The organism is Okeania sp., from assembly GCF_983059655.1.
Genome location: NZ_CEZPJD010000516.1, coordinates 1 through 5,709, shown reverse-complemented (window position 1 = coordinate 5,709; position 5,709 = coordinate 1). Strand labels below are relative to the sequence as shown.

Below are 5,709 nucleotides of genomic sequence, written 5' to 3'. Positions count from 1 at the left end.
CTGCGCAAACAGCTCTCAGCAGTCAGCACTTCCCTACAGGATGCTACGCAAACAGCAAGCCGTAAATAATTCCTTCTCAACAGTTTGCGCTAGCAAAACGTCGCCACGGGGTTGCACCGCTGTTGCCTGTTCCCTGTTGCCTATCATCACCATCAGACTTTTTCAGCAAATCCTAATTATCAATTATCAATTATCCATTATCCATTATTTACCTACATTACAACTGCATCTGGATCGTCAGTGAGACCTGTTCCTCGTACCTCGGTGTCACCAGCCCATTCAGAACCATCAAAAACATTGTACCAAAGCCACCCACTATCTCCCCTGCCTTGGTGAAACACATAGATTTGGTCATTATATACTACCGCTGATGGACCTGCGGTCATTCCTGTTCTCTTGACCTCGGTGTCACCAGCCCATTCAGAGCCATCAAAAACATTGTACCAAAGCCAACCACTATCTCCCCTGCCTTGGTGAAACACATAGATTTGGTCATTATATACTACCGCTGATGGACCTGCGGTCATTCCTGTTCTCTTGACCTCGGTGTCACCAGCCCATTCAGAGCCATCAAAAACATTGTACCAAAGCCACCCACTATCTCCCCGACCTTGATGAAACACATAGATTTGGTCATTGTATACTACTGCTGATGGATCGGCAGTAATTCCTGTTCTCTTGACCTCAGTATCACCAGCCCATTCAGAGCCATCAAAAACATTGTACCAAAGCCACCCACTATCTCCCCGACCTTGATGAAACACATAGATTTGGTCATTGTATACTACTGCTGATGGACCCTCACTAATTCCTGTATTGGGTACTTTTTGATCGCCTGCCCATTCAGAACCATCAAAAACGTTGTACCAAAGCCAGCCACTATCTTCCATGCCCTGGTGGAACACATAAATTTGGTCATTGTATACTACTGCTGATGGACCCGCAGTAATTCCTGTATTGGGTAGTTTTCGATCGCCAACCCATTCAGAGCCATCAAAGGAGTTAGACCAAAGCCACCCGTTGTCTCCTCTACCTTCGTGGAACACATAAATATTACTCATGAGATTATTGTCACTAATTAAATAATTATCCAAACACTATCATAGCTAGTCATAACTACTTAAAGTTTATTGTTAAGAAACTTAGCTTTAGTTATTAATTTTTAATTGTTAATGGCTTTGTTGCTGAACGTATTCATAAATGCTCTGAATGTCACTACGAAATCAAATGTGATGTGGCAGCAGCAAAAGTGATTTGTCATCGAGGTGTCACTGCTGCCTTTGAGACCGTGGTTCAGCAAATTGACGCTCGTTGGCGTACTGTCGGGGGCTGGCAACAGTCTAGATAAGCACCACTCAAGTAGTAAATCTAAATCGTGAGGTTTGGAGGTCTCCCATTATAATTTTCGATTTAACGGGAGAGGATGTCAAATAGACATCTCCAAGAATAAAAAATCAGGCGTTGCTGAATACTGGGATGATTGAGACCGACACGGGGACACGGAGACACGGAGACACGGGGATGATAGTCGATCCTCTCTTATAAAATCATCCCACAATTATGCAATGCCAAAAATCAAATCAATTATGGTACATAAATTGTCAATTATTTCCCCCTACTCCCTACTCCCTACTCCCTACTCCCTCTTTTCTGGAGATGTCAAATAGTTAGTAATCTTCACTGTCATCTAATTCATTAGCGGAAGCTCTGCATCAGCGATCGCCTAACTGTATACCAATAAAGCTTCAGTTATTTTTATAGCGGTTTTCACAAAGGTAGACTTGCATTGCTTCTGCTTTCTGCCCTCTGGCTTCTGCCTTTAAGGCAAAATCTCTGTATTCTATGTTAATGAAAACTGCTATAAGTTAAATAACTTTCATTTTAATGGCAGGGTATTTCAATGCTGAAGCCTGATGGCTTTCAACTATCAAATTCTTAGGTAATATCTTCTACAACTGCACTCATGTACCATAACTTTTGAAATAAAAGAAGAGAAGATTTACCTAGTTTAGTCTTAAATTGGCCTTAAACCTGGAATTATGCTTTACTAACTAAACTCAATTTAATATTTTTGAACAATCCAGAGTCTTGAAGATTGAAACCATCAGGTAAAATGGCATCAGCTAATTTAGCATGACTAAAATTAACCTGGCTCAAATTCGTTTCCAGTAAATTTACCCAACTTAAATCAGCACTATTAAAATTAGCTTTAGTCAAATTAGCACCGGATAAATTAGAACTGTTGAGGTCTACTTTACTGAAATTAGCCTTAGTCAGATTAGCACTACTCAAGTCTGCAACAATTAAATATGAACCAGTTAAATCAGCTTTACTCAAATCTGCACCCACTAAATTAGCACCAATCAAACTGACATATTTTATATTTGCATGAATCAGACAAGCATAACTGAGACTAGCATTAAAGAGAAAAGCATTATCTAGATTAGCTTGAGAAAGATTAGCGCAAAATAAAAAAGCACGATTTGCATCAATTTTTGAGAGATTAGCACAACTTAGGTTAGCGTGACTCATATTAGCTTCACATAGTTTAGCACCTGTTAAGTTAGCTTCACTTAAATTTGCTCCTACTAAATTTGTACTACTCAAATTAGCATGACTAAGATTGACTCCACTGAGATTAGTATTCGTCAAGTCCGCATCACTAAAATCAGAATTACTAAAATCAGCACCACTCAGATTAATACCACTAAGGTCAACTTCCGGTAGCTCTATAGCAATAAAGTTTCTATTACCTTTAGTATAATCTTCTAGTATTTGCTTGGCATCTCTTATGGGCATCTACAGCTAAATAGTTTAGGTTTGCTCTAAATACTATTATTCCAAAATATTAATCAATTATAATGAAGCTTAATTTTTTATTAAGTAAATAAAAGCGATCGCTATGTACTCAAGAGGAAAAATGATCGATAGTCAACTAAAAATAGTTTCTCTAATTCCTAGTGCCACAGAAATTGTTGCAACATTGGGATTAACGGATGCTATGGTGGGTAGAAGTCACGAATGTGACTATCCTTCAGAGGTAAAAAACTTGCCTGTTTGTACTCAGCCTAAATTTAATCCTGATGGAAGTAGTCGTGAAATTCATAATCGAGCTACGGAATTATTACAATCTGCTTTGAGTGTCTACCGTGTAGAAACAGAAACTCTAGAACAATTAAAACCCACTCATATTATTACTCAAGCTCAATGTGATGTTTGTGCAGCTAGTCTAGCAGAAGTAGAAGCTGCCGTGGCAAGTTTAACTAAAAGTCATCCTCAAATTATTTCATTACAGCCTAATTTATTGGCAGAAGTGTGGGTAGATATGGAACAAGTAGCAATGAGTTTAGGAGTAGATGGAAATGAAGTAATTTCTCAGTTAAAATATAGAGTTAAAGATTGTGCTGAAAAAACTCAAAATTTACCTGTTAAGGATATTCCGAAAGTAGCTTGTATTGAGTGGAGCGATCCGCTAATGGCAGCAGGAAATTGGATACCAGAATTAGTTCAATTTGCTGGGGGAAATTCATTATTTGGAGCAGTGGGAAAACATTCTCCATGGTTAAAATGGGAAGAGTTATTAATTGCTAATCCAGATATTATAATTTTTATGCCTTGTGGTTTTGATTTAGAACGTACTCGCCAAGATACTATGGAGTTAATTAATCGTCCAGAATGGCAAGATTTACCTGTAGTTAAATCGGGCAAAGTTTACATTACGGACGGTAATTCTTATTTTAATCGTCCAGGGCCGAGATTAGTCGATTCTTTAGAAATTTTAGCGGAAATTTTACATCCTGAATTGTTTGATTTTGGTTATCAAGGAATAGGCTGGATGAAGTTATCTTAAGCAGAAGAAAAACAATTAATAATTAACAATTAATAATTAATAATTACCTCTTCTTTTCAAGAAGAGAACTGACTTACAGGACAAATTTTTCTTCTCTTGGTCGATTGGATATGGCGAGGTTTCCTGGCCATTTAAATCTTCGGGAAGCTGCGCTTTTTCCTACGGAATGCTCCGCAAACATGTCGGCGACAGCCGTTAACGTAGTTATGCGAAGCAAAACGACCGCTTTTTCTCTTTTCAAGGAGAAGCTTTAAACCTTAATTATTTACTAAATTACATTTTTCAACAAGCAATAAGGAGGAAAAATACAACTATAGTTTATGCTTCTTGAGAAACCCTGTATTTCTGTATTTAGCCTAATTAGTTCGATGCCTTAATTATAACAAAAATCAGATAGTGTGCCATGTACAAAAAACAAGTACAAAAAATAAATCAACCTCAAACAATTTCAGACATTCAATTAATCAATTTCTGGTTACAACAAATTCCTCCTATAAATCAATCATCTCATTTATATATAGCTCAAATATTCCTGAAATTTGTCAGGAAGCCTCTAAAAAAAGTAACTCAAGCAGATGTTTTAGCCTTTGCAAATGTCCAGGGTATTCGTTATAATAATCGAGAATATTCTCAAAATCAACTATTAGAAACTATTAATTCTCTGCTAAAATTTGGTCGGCAAACTGGCATACTTCCTAATACTCAAAAAAAGATCTTGTCTCCTAATATTGAAAATTTCAATAAATCAGCTCCCTCTACATACAAAACAGAAAATCGTCCTACTAATCTAAAAATGCAGGAAAAGACCTTAAAATTGCGCAAACTATTGAAAATCCAGCTAGCTTCTACCTTCTTCATTATTTTTGTGTTACTTCTGGCAACTGTAAAACTATTTCGAGAAGTGAGTGGGGGCGCAAATGCTGCCGATGAAAAATGGCCAGAAACAGTAGCTATTATGCCCGAGATTGAGCCAACTAAGAATTGGGCCTATCCAATCAATGTACCTAGAATACGAGCTTTTCTGGATACAATTGCTGTAACAGAAGGTACCACAGGCCCTCAAGGTTATTATCGCCAATACACAAACGATCATTTCTCTAGCTTTGAAGACCATCCTAGAGAGATGAAATGTGGCATTGATCGGAATAACGAAAAACTTTGTTCTGATGCAGCAGGTAGATATCAGTTTCTGAGTACATCTTGGGACCTTTATGCTCCGATGGTAGGTGCTAAACATTTTGGCCCCACTTACCAAGACCGTGTAGCTATAGAGTTGATACGAGAAAAAGATGCTCTGGAAGATATTGAACAAGGGAGAATTGAAGAAGCTTTTAGAAAGTTATATATGGTTTGGCCCTCATTTGGAGAAACACCTACAGAAGTTGAGCGACTCATGCCTAAACTTGTAGGAACTTACAACAATAACTTGGCTAGATATCAACCTCCTGAGACATCTTCAGAACAAAAGCCTCAAATGTAGTTTGAAGGAGATGGGGTGATGGGCAGGGTCTATTTATTGTCACCAGAGAAAAAAGGAGGAGGGGGGAGAGGGGGGAGAGGGGGAAGCACAGGAACTCAAAAAAATATAGGGTTGTAAATATTCTCGCTACGACAAAGAATTAGCCCTGGGGTGATGGGGGGATGGGGGGATAGGGGGATGGGGTGATGGATTTGATATAAAATATCACTATCAATTCTAACTTTTGTCTAACTTTTGACTTTTGACTTTAGTGAATGGGGATGGATTTGATATAAAATATCACTTCTAACTTTTGACTTCTAACTTTTGACTTTTGACTTTACTATGGTAATATGTCCTGTCTGTGGCACAGAATACATTGACACATCCCCAGAATTTT

4 protein-coding genes are annotated in these 5,709 nt (G+C 37.9%); 2 read left to right on the top strand and 2 right to left on the bottom strand.

All coding sequences use genetic code 11. From position 1 onward, the window contains the following. Window positions 1-212 precede the first annotated feature (212 nt). A complete protein-coding gene (locus AC3DU7_RS23160; RefSeq protein ID WP_488041653.1) occupies window positions 213-1,061 on the bottom strand; it encodes a DUF8189 domain-containing protein in 849 nt (282 codons plus the stop codon). Window positions 1,062-2,037: 976 nt separating this feature from the next. After that, the gene (locus AC3DU7_RS23155; protein ID WP_488041652.1) at window positions 2,038-2,799 is read right to left on the bottom strand and encodes a pentapeptide repeat-containing protein; all 762 of its coding nucleotides are present in this window, start codon (window positions 2,797-2,799) and stop codon (window positions 2,038-2,040) included. Between the two features lie 121 nt (window positions 2,800-2,920). Between AC3DU7_RS23155 and AC3DU7_RS23150 the strand changes: the two genes are divergently transcribed. After that, window positions 2,921-3,850 carry a cobalamin-binding protein gene (locus AC3DU7_RS23150; protein ID WP_488041651.1) on the top strand — a complete coding sequence of 310 codons (930 nt, stop codon included), beginning with the start codon at window positions 2,921-2,923 and terminating at the stop codon, window positions 3,848-3,850. Between the two features lie 403 nt (window positions 3,851-4,253). Next, complete coding sequence (locus AC3DU7_RS23145) at window positions 4,254-5,330, top strand: glycoside hydrolase family 24 protein (RefSeq protein WP_488041650.1); 1,077 nt, start codon at window positions 4,254-4,256, stop codon at window positions 5,328-5,330. The last annotated feature ends 379 nt before the right edge of the window (window positions 5,331-5,709 follow it).